This is a genomic window from Pristimantibacillus sp. Z349TD_6, assembly GCF_056173205.1.
Window position 1 is genome coordinate 2,111,976 of the sequence record NZ_CM149662.1, and the last position, 17,318, is coordinate 2,129,293.

Below are 17,318 nucleotides of genomic sequence, written 5' to 3' on the forward strand. Positions count from 1 at the left end.
AAACTAATATTGATTTCGTGCTGGAAACGCTGCTACTAACCTTTACTGCGAATACAAATCTGCTTAGGAATTAACGGACATCACTATATAGCCCCCTAATCCATTTGGACACTCCCACTCCTTTCAGCTACACTAAATTTATGGTGGGGGAATGACCAGTGAAAAGACGATTTAGATGCCCGGTTGAAGCGAAAAAGGAGCTTGTTGTAGAAGTGTTAGCTGGTTACCGTACGGAGGTTGTGGCCAGAAAACACGGTATGTCTCCTAAGACGCTTAGCTGTTGGGTTCGTCAATATCAGGATGAGGTGGGGGAACTTATGGCGAAAAGACATGACGATGAAAATAAACTAAAAAAGGATGCAGCCAAGCTGGAAGCCTTGCAGCTTAAATATGATCAAGCAATAAAACAGCTTGGAGAGAAAGAATTGGAACTAAGCATTCTCAGAGATTTGGTAAAAAAAAAGCACCCAGACTGGAGACAGCGTTAACATGGATTGAGCGAGGCTATCCCGTCCGAACGGTATTGCGCATCTGTGACCTACCTCGTTCAACGTATTACTACCGCCTTCAACATCCAGATCGATGTCATCCCAAAGGAAAGGGGCGGCCAATTCCGGGCTATTCCTATGATAAAAGTGGCAACGTCGTCTTGGATGCTCGCATTAAAGGCTGGCTTCGTGTTCTCATCAAAGGACCTAATGCTGCATTCGGCTACCGTAAACTAACCGTCCTATTACGTCGAAAATACCAACTCGTCATTAATAAGAAGAAGATCTATCGACTGTGCAAAGAGCTCCAAATCCTTGCTCCTCAGCGAGAGGCAGCGAATCCCGTACCGAAACGAATAGCCAATAACCGCGTAGTGGACGGTCCTAATCAACTATGGCAGCTGGATATTAAATACGGCTATGTAGCTGGTCAACGGCGACACTTCTATCTGGCAAGCATAATTGATGTATTTGACCGTGCCATCATCTCGTATCATCGAGGCAAAGCCTGTAATACGAACGACATAATAACGGTGGTACAAAAGGCGATTTTGAAGCGCAACATCCACGAGCAAGCACACAAATTGGTTATCCGAACCGACAATGGTCCGCAGTTTATAAGCAAGGCTTTCTATACGTATTGTGAGCAAGCCCCGCTTGAGCACGAACGTATTCCGAACCGTTCACCTAACAAGAACGCCTACATCGAATCGTTTCACAGTATTTTGGAACGAGAATGTTACCAACGTCATTGCTTTGAGACCTACGAAGAGGCATTCACGGAAGTAGATCGGTTTATCCGTTATTACAACCAAGTCCGTATTCATGGAAGTCTTCAGGACTGGTCGCCTTACGAATATTTACAGTTGATACTTTCTGAAAAACTAATGCCTAAAAAAATTGCATTATAATGCGATTGAAAAAGAATGAGTGCGCATGTGTCCAAATTTAGGGGGTTAACCCGATCAGATCCGTTATTTGCTTGAAATCCCCGATTTTAAAGAGCTAACGGACATACAGTCTCTTATTTGGCCTCAAAAGCCATGATTATGCTTCAATTTGCATAAATAGCGTATCTGATATCCATTAGAATTGTATTTGAGCTATATTTACCATAATAGCGGAACCTATGTCCGTTAGAGCTGAGTGGGCGAGCTTAACCTGTCAAACTTGGTCAATTCTCATCAACCCCATCAACCCCATCAACCCTCTTGCCTCCTGAACCCCCACCTAAAACTAACATTGATTTCGTGCTGGAAACGCTCCTACTAATCACAATTGCGAAAACTTATCTGATTGGAAATTAACGGACATCAGATCCGTTATTTGCTTGAAGTCCCCGTTTTTAAAGAGCTAACGGACATATAGTCTCTTATTTGGTCTCAAAAGCCGTGATTATGCTTCAATTTGCATAAATAGCGTATCTGATGTCCGTTAGAATTGTATTTGAGCTATATTTACCATAATAGCGGAACCTATGTCCGTTAGAGCTGAGTGGGCGAGCTTAACCTGTCAAACTTGGTCAATCCCCATCAACCCCATCAACCCCATCAACCCCATCAACCCCATCAACCCCATCAACCCCATCAACCCCATCAACCCCATCAACCCCATCAACCCTCTTACCCCCCTGAACCCCCACCTAAAACTAACATTGATTTCGTGCTGGAAACGCTCCTACTAATCACAATTGCGAAAACTTATCTGATTGGAAATTAACGGACATCAGATCCGTTATTTGCTTGAAATCCCCGTTTTTAAAGAGCTAACGGACATACAGTCTCTTATTTGGCCTCAAAAGCCATGATTATGCTTCAATTTGCATAAATAGCGTAACTGATGTCCGTTAGAATTGTATTTAAGCTATATTTACCATAATAGCGTAACCTATGTCCGTTAGAGCTTCGCTTGAGCTTAACCTGTCAAACTTGGTCTAACCTCGCCAACCCCAACGCCCCCCGAACCCCCACCTAAAACTAATATTGATTTCGTGCTGGAAACGCTGCTACTAACCTTTACTACGAATACAAATCTGCTTAGGAATTAACGGACATCAGATCCGTTATTTGCTTGAAATCCCCGTTTTTAAAGAGCTAACGGACATACAGTCTCTTATTTGGCCTCAAAAGCCGTGATTATGCTTCAATTTATATAAATAACGTATCTGATGTCCGATAGAATTGTATTTGAGCTATATTTACCATAATAGCGGAACCTATGTCCGTTAGTGCTGCGAGAGGGCTTAACTAGTCTAACCACTATAACCCGAACCCCCGAACCCCCCGAACCCCCGAACCCCCCGAACCCCCCGAACCCCCCAACCCCCGAACCCCCCAACCCCCGAACCCCCGAACCCCCGAACCCCCGAACCCCCGAACCCCCGAACCCCCCGAACCCCCGAACCCCCCGAACCCCCCAACCCCCGAACCCCCCAACCCCCGAACCCCCGAACCCCCGAACACCCCCAACACCCCAACACCCCAACACCCCAACATCCCAAGCCCCCAACACCCTCATCAAACCCCACCTAAAACTAATATCAATGCTGAGCTCGATTCACTCTAGTCACTCATCATTCGATGAGTTAGGTGGCATATTACTGAAAAAACTCCCGTCAATTCGAGTACATCCTCTCCTTAGAGTAGATGTTGTCGAATAAGCGGGAGTTTTTTTAAATTAACCGATATGAAGTCTGTCACTAATGAGATTTGCGGAAGGTTTTCCTGTTAGTTTTCCTGTGAGGTGGCTGCTTACTTTTAGTGCTTCATTGTGTGTAAATGCTCTCACATCTGAATGGGACTTCTTCCGTAAAAGTAACTCAAATGCTAAGTAGAAGTGCTAATGTTGACTATGAGTACGTTAGTTGCCGCCTGGTATGAACTTTTTCAACCAAGTTCCAAAGCTGGATGGATTGCGAGTTTGAATCAGCACGACACCTTCACCGCGGAAGCGGCATACGAGACCTTCGCCGCTCGTAATGCTGGATAACCAGCCTTTAGACGCTTTTTCTATCGTATAGTTCATATAGCCCGGCCAAGCAACTAAATGACCGTTATCGATGATGACTTCTTCGCCATGGCTCAAGTTTAGAGCATGGATCGCGCCATATGAGGAGAGAAACACCGTGCCTCGGCCGCTGATTTCTACAATAAAGAAACCTTCGCCCGATAAGAGCCCCTTGCCTAGGTTTTGCATTTTTGTATTGACCTCTATGCCGCTGGTGCCAGCTAAGAAACCATCCTTTTGCACATAAAGCTTATAGGAGCCGTCGAGTTCAATCGCTTCAATATCACCGAGAGAAGGAGGGGCAAGGTGGACTTCACCTTGACCCCGATTTGCTGTCATCTCTTGGAAAAAGAACGTCTCTCCGCTTAACATTCTTCCGAGTCCGCGCATAAACCCGCCGTCTGTTGTCCCTTTAAGATCGATGGTAGGGGACATGGACACCATTGCACCCATTTCGGCTTTTACGCTCTCGCCGGGATTGAGCCTCACCTTCAGCATGGCAAAGGCGCCTTTATAAAAAATATCATAGTTCATGTATTAACCTCCTCAAAGGTTTTACCTAAGCAATATCTACTTCGCATCCATCGCAACAAGCTCGCGATGTAAAACTACGCTTCGCATCCATCGCATCAAGCTCGCGATGTAAAACTACGCTTCGTCTCCATCGCATTAAGCATGCAATGTAAAACGAAGCCTCTTAAATTCCATTTAGTCAAGCGGAGGCTGTGTCACGCCTTCGCGCTCTGCTTGTCTGCGATGAGCCATCCGACTTGCTGCAGATGCAGCGATAGCCCCAACGATATCGTCCAAAAATGTATGGATTTCTCCATCGGTTTTGTCGTTCAGCTTGACCAAAATGCCTGGCTTCAGCTTATCGACATATCCGAAATTCGTAAACCCGATGCTTCCATACACATTGACAATGGACAATGCCAAAATTTCATCGCATCCATAAAGACTCTCGTCATGCTTGATCATATCCTGCAGCGGAGCCATAAGCTTGCCTTCCTCAGCGAGGATATCAAGCTGGATGCCGGTCAAAACGGCATTTTGCACCTCGCGCTTCGATAGGACGGCATCAATATGGACGATACAATCCTCAGGCGTTAAGCCAGGGAAATAGTCTTTTTGCAAAAAATGCACGAGCTCGGCGATAGCCAGCTTTGTTACTCCGCGTTTGAGGAGCCATTCGTCTGTAGCCTCAGCCACTTTGCGGCTGTTGAGGCTATAAGTTTCGGGATTGGACATGTTTTTGTTCCCCCTTAGGATTTTATGGACAAAACTGGTCTAAAAAAGGGAAGGGCTCGTATACATAGTACTACAAATAAGGAGTTGTACAAAGCCGCTAGGCAAAACTTGATTAGGGAGGAAAGGTCAATATGATTCAAAAAAGATGGATTAGGGGTGCTGTACTTTCGGGGGTTCTCGTGCTGCCCATTCTTACTTCGGGTTGTGGTCTGTTTTCCAAGCAGACAAGCCAATCAATCGATCCGCCGCAGGTTGAGGTTAAGGATGGAGTAGAAGGTGCAGAAACTGGACAGGCAATCGGAGTTGGTGAAGAAGCGCAAATGACGGTATACCTTGAAGACCGTAACGGTTATTTGGCTCCAATCTCACTTCAGACCTCGCTCGGAGCGAATGAGCAAGCCGCACAAAAAGCGCTGGAAATGATGGTCGAGAATGGGGCGTACGCAAACCAGCTGCCTGAGGATTTCCGCGCAGTTATCCCGCAAGGCACTCAAATTAAATCGTATAAATACGATAAAGAGCAAAAGCTTGCTAAAGTAGAATTTTCTGAGCCGTTCAGTGACTACAATCCACAGGACGAACGTACTATCGTTGAAGCGATCACATGGACTCTGACAGCTATGCCGGGGATTGAAGGAGTAGAAATTTGGTATGAAGGCGCTAAGCTGCCAGAAATGCCACAAGACGGCTTCCCGCTTGACAATACGCTGACACGTTCAGTGGGCATTAATATCGAAGCGGCAGACGGTGTGAACTATGCGCAATCAACGCCTGTAACGTTGTACTTCTCCGCTCAAACGTTAAACGATGAACAATATTATGTGCCAGTTACAAGACTAGTCGCTCGCTCGGAGACTCCGACGAAAGCAGCGCTGGAACAGCTCATTTCGGGTCCGCTTAACAAAAAAGAGTTGACCAGTGTAATCCTTCCGGATGTACAAGTGAAGGATGTTGTACAGGAAGGTGATGTTGTCACTGTAGATTTGCAGGATGAAGCGTATCAGCAAGGTCAGAAGCTTCCGTCCGAAATGCTTCAGGCGCTCGTTCTTTCTATCACTGAAAATACGAAAGCAGCAACGGTTCAAATTAAAGTAAATGGAGAATCTAATTTTACCGACGAAGCGAATAACTCCTATAGCGAGCCTGTAGGCAGACCGCATCACGTCAATGCTATTAAGTCATAAGAGATAACACCGTAATGTACAAAGAGGCCGATCAAAAGTGAACGCTTTTGAAAAGCCTCTTTTGTGCATTTATTAGCATGTATTCGGTCTGAACGGTTTATTTTAAACAGAAGCAAGCATGCAAAAAACTTCCACCAAACAGCTAAACTTGTACATTCATGATCGCTTCACTTTTCTTTTTCACGGGCAGCGGATGCAATTCACAGGTTACTTTGTTAAAATAGGAAAGATTGCAGGATGGGATACTTTTGTTTTCTAATCGAAAAACGCTAGCACTCAGGAGGAAATTAGAATGAGAAACGATGGTCGGCAACCGAACCAGCTTCGGCCGGTAACCATAACGACAGGTGTCAATAAATACGCAGAAGGATCGGTTCTCATCGAGGTTGGAGAGACGAAGGTCATTTGTACAGCGAGCGTGGAGGATAGAGTACCTCCATTTATGAAAGGGCAAGGCAAAGGCTGGATTACAGCTGAATATGCAATGCTGCCTCGCGCAACACATACACGCAATATTCGTGAAGCGGCTAAGGGTAAGCTGACAGGTCGGACGATGGAAATTCAGCGCCTCATTGGTCGTGCTTTGCGTTCGGTCATTGATTTACAAGCACTAGGTGAGCGGACTATTACGCTTGATTGCGATGTCATTCAAGCCGATGGCGGTACTCGTACGACATCGATTACGGGTGCGTTTATCGCACTTTCCATTGCAATTAACAAAATTTCCGAGAAGGTACAATTTGCAAAATATCCGATTACAGATTTTTTGGCGTCGGTAAGTGTAGGTGTCATCCAAGAGAGAGCGCTGCTTGATCTGAACTACGAGGAAGATTCCAAAGCTAAGGTTGATATGAACGTTGTTATGACGGGAAGCGGCAAGTTTGTTGAGGTGCAAGGAACTGGCGAGGAAGCACCATTTTCGCGCGATGAGCTTAACCAATTGCTGCAGCTTGGAGAAGAGGGTATTCACGAGTTGATCAGCAAGCAAAAGGATGTTCTCGGTCCTTTGGCGGCGCGAATCGGAGGTTAACATTCTGATGAAACATTCCATATTAAATCATGCTGTTATTGTTGTAGCTACAAAAAATGCAGGTAAAGTGAAGGAATTTGCGCATGCGCTTCAGAAGCTTGATAAATCGGTAGAAAGCTTGCTGGATTATCCGCAAATTCCAGATATCGTGGAAGATGGCGATACGTTTGCCGCCAATGCTCGCATCAAAGCTAAGACGACGGGAGACATTCTTGGCGTTCCTGTGCTGGCTGATGATTCAGGCTTGCGCGTTGCAGCGCTGAATGGCGATCCAGGTGTCTATTCCGCTCGTTATGCAGGTGAGAATGCGACTGACGGTGAAAACAATGCCAAGCTCATTCAGGAGCTTCATCAACTAGCTGATCATGCAGAACGAGAAGAATTGCAAGACGGGTCCAAAATACTGAGCAAAGCGCAGTTCGTATGCGCGTTAGCGCTGTATGATCCGGCGACCGGTTTGTTTCTGGAATCGGAGGGTACAGTGGATGGCGTTATCACGGATAATCCTCACGGCAATGGAGGCTTCGGTTATGATCCCCTGTTTTGGCTTCCTAGCTTGAATCGCGGGATGGCCGAGCTGTCTAAGGAAGAGAAGCAGCAGATCAGCCATCGCGGCGATGCATTAAGAAAGCTCCTTCCGTTGCTTGAGCAAGCATAATAAGTGAAAAAGCAACCCTATCCACGAGCAGCTGAATGCAGCGGCTTTTAGCGGATGGGGTTGCTTTTTTTTTGTGATGAGAACAAAAACATTATCTTTGTCAGCTTATGATATGACGACTTTATATTCCTTCAACCATAAATTTACTTGATATAAATAAGCGAATAGCTGCGGACCAGACATCAATTGACCAAACCAAGGGGTGTTCGAGCTTGCGGATTCCGACTCGGTTAGCGCTCTAACCTTTTCTACATTAATTAATGGAAGGAGCGGAGAGCTGGAATCGTTCAGTACATCTAACAAAAGCCCTTTGACTGCGGCCAAATAGTTCGGATTATGCGTTTTAGGATAGGGGCTTTTTTTACGAGTCAATACGTCCTCAGGCAATACACCGCGCAGCGCCTTGCGCAATATTCCTTTTTCGCGATCGCCGGATGTTTTGATCTCCCATGGGATATTCCAAACATATTCAACTAACCGATGATCACAGAAAGGGACACGAACCTCAAGGCCCGCTGCCATGCTCATTCGATCCTTGCGGTCTAGAAGCGTTGGCATGAAGCGGGTAATGTTCAAATACGACATTTGACGCATCTTACGCAGCTGCTCAGATTCGCCATCTAGATGAGGAACCTCTGCTATCGCTTGGGAATAACGATCACCAATGTAGTCAAGCGGTTTAATCCATGCGGCAACGTCAGGTGCGAGCAAATCAGCACGCATAACTGAAGCAAGCGACCAAGGGAAGGTATTGGCATTTAATGCCTCTTCGCGATGAAACCAAGGATAACCGCCAAAAATTTCATCGGCAGCTTCGCCTGATATTGCTACGGTTGCATCTTTTTTTATTTCATGGCAAAAGAGCAGCAACGAAGCATCAACATCGGCCATGCCCGGAAGATCGCGAGCAAAGGTGGCTGCTTTTAATGCGCCAACCAAATCAGGTGTATCAAACTGTATAGGATGATGAATTGTGCCCAGATGCGTCGTCATTCTCTCGATCCATGGCGCATCACTATTAGGCTGGAAGGCATGTGCCTTAAAATGTTTATCGTTGTCCGCATAATCAACAGAATACGTGTGGACATTCCCTTGCCCGTTCTCATTGTAATAATTGACAGCGAGTGTAGTTAGCGCACTGGAATCAAGGCCGCCAGACAGCAGGGTGCATACAGGAACGTCCGAAACGAGCTGCCGCTCAACGGTATCTTTTAGCAGCGCTCCTACTTGTTCAGCTGTTTCTTCTATATTTTGCCCATGGGGGCTGCTCTCAAGCTGCCAGTACGTAATCGTCTTCACGCCCGCGTGATTGACGGTCATACACTTGCCAGGTCTAAGCTCATTGATTTGCTTATATACACCATGGCCTGGAGTGCGTGCTGGTCCTAAAATAAAAATCTCAGCAAGCCCTTCCGCTCCAACCTCCGGCTTCACGGCAGGGTGTGCCAATATACATTTTTGTTCGGAGCCAAAAATAAACAAACCGTCCTGTGTGCTATAGAACAGCGGTTTGACGCCAAGCCGATCACGCGCTAGAAATAGTTCTTGCTCTAATACATTCCATATGGCAAAAGCAAATATTCCATTAAAACGCTCTACGCATGACTTGCCCCATTCCATAAAAGCGACCAGCAGCACTTCTGTATCACAATTTGTCGTAAAGATTCTGCCCCTGCTTTCTAGCTCCTTGCGAAGTTCTGGTGCATTGTACAATTCCCCGTTATAGACAACGACATATTTGTCGTCGCCGGTATGGCGAATCATTGGCTGTGCCCCGTTCTCCGGATCAATGACGGATAAACGTCGATGGCCTAAAGCGCAATGAGCTGATATCCACGTACCGGAAGCGTCGGGACCGCGCGGTGCAAGGGTGTCTGTCATCTTCTCTAAGCTTTCACTTTGCTTAGTCAGATCACGGTTCCAGTCGATCCAGCCGGTAATTCCACACATTGATCTCATTCCTCTCTTTTGCTGGTCTCAAAGTAGCGATAATATCAGTTATATGCAGAATAAGGGATAAAATGTCTGTCCGACGGGGGATGCTAGAAGTGGCTGTGAAAAGTAATAAACGCAGGAAGGAGTGTGCGATTGATGGCAGAGCAAGAAGCAGGCAGTGAAGAACGCAAGCATTATTTCGTTTCTGTTCAGGCGGGACAAATATTAGAGGATCCGCAGGCAGCTGCGTATGAGCTTGAGATTATAATGAACGAAAATGAGCATACGAAACTTAGAGAGCTGTTTGATGAGCTGTCCAGCATGGATGAAGCGGAGATGTTTCATTTCTCGCACAGTCCGTTTGGCTCAGCAAGCGACGGCGAAATCAATGCTGGCTACGATCAGTTGATTGAGCGAATTTACAGGCAATTGTATGAGTTTGGAACGGACACGACGAAGCAGCATATCGAATCGATGCAGTTTTTTTAATAAGCGGACAAGCAAGCATAAACAGGGTGTTGCAGAAGCTGAATAGCAGCGGCAACATCCTGTTTTTTTATAGAACAATAAATAAATATAAGATGATTGATACTATAAAAATGAATATGAGTGTTTTTTCCAAATTATATCGCTGCTTTTACGTAATCATTTCTATTATATTGCTGCAAAAAATGATATACTTCTACAAAAAATAGTGGAGGGTTTTCGTTTTGCAAAAGTTAGTTTTTTTTGTCGGAGTAGCGGGGACGGGCAAAACAACGGTAGCTAGAAAGTTGTCTGCTCGCGTTCCAGCTGCTTTTCTTGACCGGGATACGATAGGCGGTCGTTTTGTTGAGGCTATATTGGAGATAAATGGCCTGGATAAAAGAGATCGGGATTCTGATTATTACAAAAAGCATTTGCGTGATTTGGAATATGATACGGCGAAGGACGTATGTATCGAAAATTTGGCTGCTGGTCAAAACGTATTTATGATTTCACCTTTTACGGCAGAACTGAAAAACAAACAGTGGATCGAAGAGGTTGTTGAAGCAGCAGGCCTCACAATGAGCGAGGTAGACGTTAAAGTGGTTGTTGTCACGCTGCTGGATATGGAGCTGCAAAAAAATCGGATCATTGGGCGTCAAACAGAGCGCGATCAGTGGAAACTGGACAACTGGGGCGACTTTGAGAAGCGGATTGCATTTGTTCCGCAAATCAACTGGGATATTCCTAACTCCTCCATCCTCGTGTTTGATAATAGCGGAGAGCTAACGGAAGAGAAAGCCGAGCAATTATTCCAATTTGTTAATGAAAAGCAGGCAACATTATCCGTTTAATATAATTAGAAAAGGCGGCTTTATTTGGGGAATTTCCCTATGAAGCCGCCTTTTTATTTGTGATTTTGGGATTAAACGGTTTTCAAAAATGATTTCAATTGCTGGATAAAGGCTTGTGCCGCAGCTTTAGGCTCACGTGCTTTATGTGTAATAATGCCATGCGTCAATAGGAGCTCTTGGTTCAAGGGCAATGACAGCAGCGTACCTGCGGCTACCTCATTAGCTACATTTGATTCTGGTACGAATGAGATGCCCATTCCGCAAGCAACCGTCTGCTTAATGAGCTCAACACTGGAGAAAGACAAATGATCGGCAAGCTCAACATCGACTTCTCTCAGCATATCGCGTCCATAAGTGTGGTAGATACACTGATCCCCGAAGCTAATGAAGGCGTTGTCGTGCAACGCTTGCCATCCAAGCTGCGCGAAGCGCTCTTCCAGCGCAGGAGCACAGATCAGCAAGAGCTTCTCTTCTATTAAAGGTGCAAATAGAAGGTCGTCACGTTCCGGAGGCTTGGGGACAATGCCAAGGTCAGCGCGATGATTTAAGACATGTGCGGTAATATCATGCTGCAGACCAGGCGTTAAATGCAGCTTGATCTTGGTGTAATGCTGGAGAAAGCTGGTTAAAAAAAGCGGCAGATGAGAGATGGCAAACGACTCTAGAGCTCCAATTCGAACGATACCAGACGGCATGCCAGACTCCGAGAACGCATCCTGAAGCGAATGTCCAAGCTGGATAAATTGATACGCATAGGGAGCTAGCAGCAAGCCTGCTTCTGTTGGCTCTACGCCGCGCGGCAAACGATGAAATAGCTTTTTGCCGCTTGCTGTTTCCAAATGTCGAATATGTGAGGTTACCGTCGATTGAACGTAACCGAGACGATCAGCGGCACCGCTGAAGCTTTTCTCCTCCAGCACAGCAGTAAATGTAACAAAAAAACGTCCTTCCCAAGACTCCAGCATGTTAACTCCCCTTAGGTATCGGAATTTGAAATGGGTTCCATTGTAAATATTCAATTTTCGAATGATTCCTCTTATGATAGCATGATGTCATAATAATAGAAACGGGGAATGAAAAATGCTGAGAAATAAAAATTGGAAGCCGCTGGCGGCAGCGGTTGTTGGCACCATTGTTATCGCATTGCTGCTGACCATGGGCGATTTAATGTCGATTACGCTGATGATGGCTCCATTTGGGGCCAGCTGTGTTATCGTGTTTGTTTTGCCAGATAGTCCGCTTGCCAAAGCCAGAAATGTTGTTGGAGGCCATTTGATCAGCACTGGAGCTGGTCTTGTGATGCTTCATCTCTTCGGAGATTCAACATGGTTCATTGCACTATCTGTTGGATTGTCCATCCTTCTGATGCAGCTTACAAGAACCGTTCATCCACCAGCAGGTGCTGATCCGCTTGTTGTCATGCTAAGCCATGCGGGGTGGTCCTATCTGTTTACTCCGGTCCTATTCGGAGCGGTGCTGATCGCGCTTGCCGCTTATGGTTATAGGAAATTATTGGCGACCAAGTCAGCAGCTTTGAAGTCATAGAAATAAAAAAAGGGCTGATCCAGTTGGTAAATACCGGAATCAGCCTCTTTTAAATAGATCAGTATATAATAAAAAAACCACCTGAGTAGGCGGCGTTAATGGATATTAATATGGCGTCCCGGAAGAGATTCGAACTCCCGACCGACGCCTTAGAAGGGCGTTGCTCTATCCAGCTGAGCTACCGGGACACAAGAAATAATATAGCACACATCATTAAAATATTGCAAGCACTTTTTTGAATTTATATTCTTTTTATTATAAAATAAGATTTATGAGTTGTCGGAATACTACATTTGTTTTTTCTTTTGATTGTACATGGTATAATCGTACGCAAGATTGTCCGAATGAACAAAAGGCGCGACCATAAGGCGGTGTTATCATTACAACTCCCAATGACACACAAGGCGACAACAAGGATAACGTTTACTTGTTCCCTAGCATGCTGGACCATTATCAGGTACAGTTAACCCGTATGCTGGAAGCGGAACAATACGGGGAGGCCAAGGAGTTGCTGCGCTTTTTGCTGCAATGCCAGGGCGAGGATGCTCGCCATTATGAAGAGTGGGACAGCTTACTTACGTGGCTTGACATGGCTTTTCCTGGAGAAGGAAATGATGGAGAAGTTTCGGGATTCCTATCGGCCAAGCGAGAGAAGGAAGAGGACGAGGCGACTATGCGCGAGCAGCTTCTTAATCCTCCTGATCAAGATGAAGCTTATGTGAACCAAGTGCTCTACATCATGCAAAATCATCCGATGATCGATCAGCAAATTCTTGCTCTTGAACGCGCTGCTTATATTCAGACTCCAGAAGTGGATGATTCCATTAAAAATTGGCTGGTAACCCAGCAGGTTCACCCTGTCGTTCAGTTTAAGGCACTGCAATGCTTGCGCAAGCGAGGTGCTGCCGGTTTACTGACACTGGAGAGACTTGGTGAAACCGTAGAGCTTGATTTGGAAGCGACGCCTCTTTCTATGGATGAATTCCCTTCGCCAATTATTAGGATATTGGAGCGGACAGAGCAGGTTGCCGAGGTCGATGATCCCACATTGCCGCATTTTGCTAGAGAGCTTTGGAAGGAAAGTTTACAGTTTTTGTATGGTACGGCTGCTTATCATTGGATGTTGAGAGAAGACGAGGATACAGTCGATTATTTTGCAGCTGCGCTGCATTTGACGCTGCTTCTTACCGTTTACGGCTCGGCTAACGATGACGATATTCGTGATACATACGGCATTACCGAAGGTTTAAGGTTCCGTTATGAGCAAGCATGCAAGGCGCTTAGACAGGTTGCCGTTTTGCAGCAATCGGGAGAAGATGAGCCAGAGTCTTGATAATCTGGGCTAGCTTGTTTATAATAGAATGGTTTATGAAACGTGATAACTACTGATGCATGAGCATTTTCGGAGGGGAAGGCATAAAATGAAAGCAACTTGGGAAAAAATAGACAAGAACATCGTGTCGATCGACGTGGAGGTAGGGGCGGAGAAAGTCACTGTTGCTCTTGATCAAGCATTTAAGAAAGTCGTTCAAAAAGTAAACGTACCTGGATTCCGTAAAGGTAAAGTGCCTCGCGGCATGTTCGAATCCCGTTTCGGTATTGAGAGCCTGTACCAGGATGCAATTGACATTCTGTTGCCGGATGCTTATTCCGATGCGATCAAAGAAACTAATCTTGAGCCGGTTGACCGTCCTGAGATTGAAGTTGAGCAATTCGCAAAAGGCGAAACATTCAAATTCAAAGCAAAAGTTATCGTTAAGCCAGAAGTTACACTTGGCGAATACAAAGGCTTGGAAGTTGAATCCGTTGTTTCTGAAGTTACAGAAGAGGAAATCGCAGCTGAACTTGAGCGTTTGCAACAGCGTCATGCTGAGCTTACTGTTGTTGAAGAAGGCGCAGCGGCTAATGGCGACATCACAGTTATCGATTTCGACGGTTATGTAGACGGCGAAGCGTTTGAAGGCGGAGCAAGCGAGCGTTATTCACTAGAGCTTGGTTCGAATTCCTTTATTCCAGGTTTCGAAGAGCAAGTGGTTGGCATGCAAATCGGAGATTTCAAGGACATTGAAGTTAATTTCCCTGAGAGCTACCATGCAGAGCACCTTGCAGGCAAACCAGCTGTGTTCAAAGTGAAGCTTCACGAAATCAAACGCAAAAGCTTGCCAACGCTAGACGATGAGTTTGCAAAAGACGTAAGCGAGTTCGATACGCTTGAAGAGTACAAGCAGGATCTCGTTAGCAAACTTAAAGAGCGCAAAGATCAAGAAGGCGAACAAGCTCGCGAAACAGCAGTTGTTGACAAAGCTACGGCAGCAGCAGATGTTGAAATTCCAGAGCCAATGATCGTGACTGAAACGGATTACATGATCAAAGATTTCGAAAACCGTCTTAAAATGCAAGGCATGAACATGGACCTATACTTCCAATTCTCCGGTCAAAACGAATCTGTTCTTCGCGATCAAATGCGCGCAGATGCTGAGAAACGCGTTCGCAACAACCTTGTGCTTGATGCAATTGCTAAAGCAGAAAACATCGTTGCAAACGACGAAGATTTGAACGAAGAGCTTGAGAAGCTGTCCAAATCATACAACCGTCCTTCTGCTGAGCTTCGCGACATTTTTGAGAAAAACGGAAATCTTAGCAACTTGCAGGAAGATATTGCACTTCGCAAAACAATTAAGTTCTTGCTTGAAAACAGCAAAGCTGTTTAATAGCCACATACGAATAATTGAATAAATGCTTCACTCAGGATAAGGCACGTCGTTGATACGTGCCTTATTTTGACCCTACATATGGAAATGTGCTTGTTTTGGAGGCTAAACTCCGTACATATCGAACGGCCGGCGTCGTATAATGTATTAGTGGAAAAATGACATGAATACGATGACGTGTTACAATAAGTAAGTAACCAAAGTCATAAACGAAAAGAGGTTGGTCGCATGAATCTAGTACCGATCGTAGTCGAACAAACGAATCGCGGGGAACGTTCTTACGATATTTACTCCCGTTTGCTGAAGGACCGTATCATTTTCCTTGGGAGCGCAATCGATGATGATGTTGCAAACTCCATCATTGCACAGCTGCTGTTTCTGGCGGCCGACGACCCAGAGAAAGACATTCATCTATACATTAACTCTCCCGGCGGCTCCGTGACTGCGGGAATGGGTATTTTTGATACGATGCAATATATTAAGCCTGAGGTGTCCACGATTTGTATGGGCATGGCAGCAAGCATGGGTTCGCTGCTTCTTACAGCGGGAGCGAAGGGCAAGCGTTTTGCGCTTCCTAACGCTGAGGTTATGATCCATCAACCACTTGGCGGCGTACGCGGTCAAGCATCTGATATCAAAATCCATGCTGATTGGATTTTGAAAACGAAACAAAAGCTAAACCAAATTTACGTAGACCGCACCGGACAGCCTTATGAAAAAATCGACCGAGATACCGACCGTGACAACTTCATGAGCGCGGAAGAGGCTCTTGCCTACGGTTTGATTGACAAGGTGATTACTGCACCGGTATCGACGATTTAATCGAAGGGGTGATTACATGTTTAAATTCAACGACGAAAAAGGCCAGTTGAAATGTTCTTTCTGCGGCAAATCGCAGGATCAAGTACGTAAATTGGTTGCCGGTCCTGGCGTCTATATATGCGATGAGTGCATTGAGCTTTGTACCGAAATTGTTGAGGAAGAACTCGGCAATGAGGAAGAGCTTGATCTTAAGGATATTCCGAAACCGAAAGATATCCGGGCTATTCTGGATTCTTATGTCATCGGTCAAGAGTTTGCGAAAAAATCGTTGTCTGTAGCGGTTTATAACCATTACAAACGGATTAATTCCGGAAGCAAAATCGAAGACGTAGAATTGCAAAAAAGTAACATTTTGCTGCTAGGTCCTACGGGCTCAGGTAAAACGCTGCTAGCTCAAACGATGGCTAAAATTTTGAATGTTCCATTTGCAATTGCAGATGCAACTTCGCTAACAGAAGCAGGTTATGTGGGCGAAGATGTTGAGAACATTTTGCTTAAGCTCATTCAAGCTGCCGATTATGATGTGGAAAAAGCGGAACGCGGCATTATTTATATCGATGAGATCGATAAAGTAGCTCGCAAATCGGAAAACCCATCCATTACGCGCGATGTTTCTGGCGAAGGTGTTCAGCAAGCATTGCTCAAAATATTGGAAGGTACAGTTGCATCCGTTCCTCCGCAAGGTGGACGCAAGCATCCGCATCAAGAATTCATTCAAATCGATACAACGAATATTTTGTTCATTTGCGGCGGCGCATTCGATGGCCTCGAATCATTGATCAAACGTCGTATCGGTAAGAAAGTAATCGGCTTTAGCTCTACAGGCGAATTGCAGAAGGATCTTAAAGCTGGTGAATACCTCACGATGGTATTGCCAGAGGATCTGCTCAAATTCGGTTTGATTCCGGAGTTCGTAGGCCGTCTGCCTATCATTTCAACGCTTGAGCCGCTTGATGAGCCTGCACTCGTTCGGATTTTATCCGAGCCGAAGAACGCGCTTGTGAAGCAATATCAGAAGCTGCTTGAAATGGACAATGTGAAGCTTGATTTCGAACCGGCTGCACTTGATGCTATTGCGAAAGAGGCAATTAAGCGCAACACCGGAGCACGCGGCTTGCGTGCGATTATCGAAAGCATTATGCTGGAAGTTATGTACGAGGTACCATCACGCGATGATCTAAGTACATGCCTAATCACAGAGCAAACCGTTCAAGAAAAAATCATGCCTGAGCTTACTGCTAAGAAAAGCAAGAAAAAAGAAGAGAGTGCGTAAGCCAGCACTCCAATATAAGAAGCTATAAGTTTAGGCTTATAACTTAACTTATATATGACCGCGAAACGAGCTGTTTCCGCTACATTGTAATGGAATGGG

At 45.5% G+C, this 17,318-nt stretch carries 16 protein-coding genes and 1 tRNA gene; 12 read left to right on the forward strand and 5 right to left on the reverse strand.

Annotation, left to right across the window (positions count from 1 at the left end; all coding sequences use genetic code 11):
• The first annotated feature begins 158 nt into the window (after window positions 1–158).
• Both AC0VYE_RS09065 and AC0VYE_RS09070 read left to right on the forward strand, forming a co-directional pair.
• Window positions 159–488 carry a transposase gene (locus AC0VYE_RS09065; protein WP_475446268.1) on the forward strand — a complete coding sequence of 110 codons (330 nt, stop codon included), beginning with the start codon at window positions 159–161 and terminating at the stop codon, window positions 486–488.
• 5 nt (window positions 489–493) lie between these two features.
• Window positions 494–1,399: an IS3 family transposase gene (locus AC0VYE_RS09070; RefSeq protein WP_475449501.1), complete on the forward strand. Its 906-nt coding sequence runs from the start codon at window positions 494–496 to the stop codon at window positions 1,397–1,399.
• Window positions 1,400–3,347: 1,948 nt separating this feature from the next.
• Here the strand turns inward: AC0VYE_RS09070 and AC0VYE_RS09075 are convergent.
• Together AC0VYE_RS09075 and AC0VYE_RS09080 are read right to left on the reverse strand one after the other, a co-directional pair.
• Window positions 3,348–4,028, reverse strand: coding sequence for a TIGR00266 family protein (locus AC0VYE_RS09075; protein WP_076271638.1), 681 nt, complete (start codon window positions 4,026–4,028; stop codon window positions 3,348–3,350).
• Between the two features lie 174 nt (window positions 4,029–4,202).
• Window positions 4,203–4,742: a phosphatidylglycerophosphatase A family protein gene (locus AC0VYE_RS09080; protein WP_076271639.1), complete on the reverse strand. Its 540-nt coding sequence runs from the start codon at window positions 4,740–4,742 to the stop codon at window positions 4,203–4,205.
• A 131-nt stretch (window positions 4,743–4,873) separates the two neighbouring features.
• Here AC0VYE_RS09080 and AC0VYE_RS09085 point away from each other — a divergent pair, with 131 nt between their 5' ends.
• The 3 genes from AC0VYE_RS09085 (at window position 4,874) to rdgB (ending at window position 7,614) form a co-directional block, all read left to right on the forward strand.
• Complete coding sequence (locus AC0VYE_RS09085) at window positions 4,874–5,926, forward strand: GerMN domain-containing protein (protein WP_441875698.1); 1,053 nt, start codon at window positions 4,874–4,876, stop codon at window positions 5,924–5,926.
• A 292-nt stretch (window positions 5,927–6,218) separates the two neighbouring features.
• On the forward strand, window positions 6,219–6,956 hold the full coding sequence (rph, locus tag AC0VYE_RS09090) for a ribonuclease PH (RefSeq protein WP_076271641.1): 738 nt from the start codon (window positions 6,219–6,221) through the stop codon (window positions 6,954–6,956).
• Between the two features lie 7 nt (window positions 6,957–6,963).
• Entirely contained in the window at window positions 6,964–7,614 is a 651-nt protein-coding gene (gene rdgB, locus AC0VYE_RS09095; protein ID WP_076271642.1) for an RdgB/HAM1 family non-canonical purine NTP pyrophosphatase, read from the forward strand.
• A 105-nt stretch (window positions 7,615–7,719) separates the two neighbouring features.
• Here rdgB and asnB read toward each other — a convergent pair whose 3' ends face one another.
• A complete protein-coding gene (gene asnB, locus AC0VYE_RS09100) occupies window positions 7,720–9,564 on the reverse strand; it encodes an asparagine synthase (glutamine-hydrolyzing) (protein ID WP_339209540.1) in 1,845 nt (614 codons plus the stop codon).
• A gap of 141 nt (window positions 9,565–9,705) precedes the next feature.
• Here asnB and AC0VYE_RS09105 point away from each other — a divergent pair, with 141 nt between their 5' ends.
• Window positions 9,706–10,038, forward strand: a complete 333-nt coding sequence (locus AC0VYE_RS09105; RefSeq protein ID WP_076271644.1) for a hypothetical protein — start codon at window positions 9,706–9,708, stop codon at window positions 10,036–10,038.
• A gap of 221 nt (window positions 10,039–10,259) precedes the next feature.
• Complete coding sequence (locus AC0VYE_RS09110; protein WP_475447361.1) at window positions 10,260–10,868, forward strand: P-loop nucleotide/nucleoside kinase family protein; 609 nt, start codon at window positions 10,260–10,262, stop codon at window positions 10,866–10,868.
• 71 nt (window positions 10,869–10,939) lie between these two features.
• Here AC0VYE_RS09110 and AC0VYE_RS09115 read toward each other — a convergent pair whose 3' ends face one another.
• Window positions 10,940–11,833: a LysR family transcriptional regulator gene (locus AC0VYE_RS09115; RefSeq protein ID WP_475447363.1), complete on the reverse strand. Its 894-nt coding sequence runs from the start codon at window positions 11,831–11,833 to the stop codon at window positions 10,940–10,942.
• A 115-nt stretch (window positions 11,834–11,948) separates the two neighbouring features.
• On the opposite strand from AC0VYE_RS09115, the gene AC0VYE_RS09120 reads away from it, so the two are divergent.
• Window positions 11,949–12,413, forward strand: a complete 465-nt coding sequence (locus AC0VYE_RS09120) for an HPP family protein (RefSeq protein ID WP_475447365.1) — start codon at window positions 11,949–11,951, stop codon at window positions 12,411–12,413.
• Between the two features lie 111 nt (window positions 12,414–12,524).
• On the opposite strand, the gene AC0VYE_RS09125 is transcribed toward AC0VYE_RS09120, so the two are convergent.
• Window positions 12,525–12,601: transfer RNA gene (locus AC0VYE_RS09125), tRNA-Arg, on the reverse strand.
• A 239-nt stretch (window positions 12,602–12,840) separates the two neighbouring features.
• Here AC0VYE_RS09125 and AC0VYE_RS09130 point away from each other — a divergent pair.
• From AC0VYE_RS09130 to clpX, 4 genes are all read left to right on the forward strand, one after another.
• Window positions 12,841–13,746 carry a hypothetical protein gene (locus tag AC0VYE_RS09130; protein WP_475447367.1) on the forward strand — a complete coding sequence of 302 codons (906 nt, stop codon included), beginning with the start codon at window positions 12,841–12,843 and terminating at the stop codon, window positions 13,744–13,746.
• An 88-nt stretch (window positions 13,747–13,834) separates the two neighbouring features.
• Window positions 13,835–15,124, forward strand: coding sequence for a trigger factor (tig, locus tag AC0VYE_RS09135; RefSeq protein WP_441875719.1), 1,290 nt, complete (start codon window positions 13,835–13,837; stop codon window positions 15,122–15,124).
• A gap of 228 nt (window positions 15,125–15,352) precedes the next feature.
• Window positions 15,353–15,946 carry an ATP-dependent Clp endopeptidase proteolytic subunit ClpP gene (gene clpP / locus AC0VYE_RS09140; protein ID WP_053374767.1) on the forward strand — a complete coding sequence of 198 codons (594 nt, stop codon included), beginning with the start codon at window positions 15,353–15,355 and terminating at the stop codon, window positions 15,944–15,946.
• Window positions 15,947–15,962: 16 nt separating this feature from the next.
• On the forward strand, window positions 15,963–17,219 hold the full coding sequence (gene clpX, locus AC0VYE_RS09145; RefSeq protein ID WP_076271649.1) for an ATP-dependent protease ATP-binding subunit ClpX: 1,257 nt from the start codon (window positions 15,963–15,965) through the stop codon (window positions 17,217–17,219).
• The last annotated feature ends 99 nt before the right edge of the window (window positions 17,220–17,318 follow it).

Excerpts from the sequence above, each read along its gene's own strand:
- AC0VYE_RS09080 (WP_076271639.1), bottom strand. The coding sequence starts at position 4,742 with ATGTCCAATCCCGAAACTTATAGCCTCAACAGCCGCAAAGTGGCTGAG.
- AC0VYE_RS09085 (WP_441875698.1), top strand. The coding sequence starts at position 4,874 with ATGATTCAAAAAAGATGGATTAGGGGTGCTGTACTTTCGGGGGTTCTC.
- rdgB (WP_076271642.1), top strand. The coding sequence starts at position 6,964 with ATGAAACATTCCATATTAAATCATGCTGTTATTGTTGTAGCTACAAAA.
- AC0VYE_RS09105 (WP_076271644.1), top strand. The coding sequence starts at position 9,706 with ATGGCAGAGCAAGAAGCAGGCAGTGAAGAACGCAAGCATTATTTCGTT.
- clpX (WP_076271649.1), top strand. The coding sequence starts at position 15,963 with ATGTTTAAATTCAACGACGAAAAAGGCCAGTTGAAATGTTCTTTCTGC.
- asnB (WP_339209540.1), bottom strand. The coding sequence starts at position 9,564 with ATGTGTGGAATTACCGGCTGGATCGACTGGAACCGTGATCTGACTAAG.
- rph (WP_076271641.1), top strand. The coding sequence starts at position 6,219 with ATGAGAAACGATGGTCGGCAACCGAACCAGCTTCGGCCGGTAACCATA.
- AC0VYE_RS09115 (WP_475447363.1), bottom strand. The coding sequence starts at position 11,833 with ATGCTGGAGTCTTGGGAAGGACGTTTTTTTGTTACATTTACTGCTGTG.
- AC0VYE_RS09075 (WP_076271638.1), bottom strand. The coding sequence starts at position 4,028 with ATGAACTATGATATTTTTTATAAAGGCGCCTTTGCCATGCTGAAGGTG.
- clpP (WP_053374767.1), top strand. The coding sequence starts at position 15,353 with ATGAATCTAGTACCGATCGTAGTCGAACAAACGAATCGCGGGGAACGT.
- AC0VYE_RS09120 (WP_475447365.1), top strand. The coding sequence starts at position 11,949 with ATGCTGAGAAATAAAAATTGGAAGCCGCTGGCGGCAGCGGTTGTTGGC.
- tig (WP_441875719.1), top strand. The coding sequence starts at position 13,835 with ATGAAAGCAACTTGGGAAAAAATAGACAAGAACATCGTGTCGATCGAC.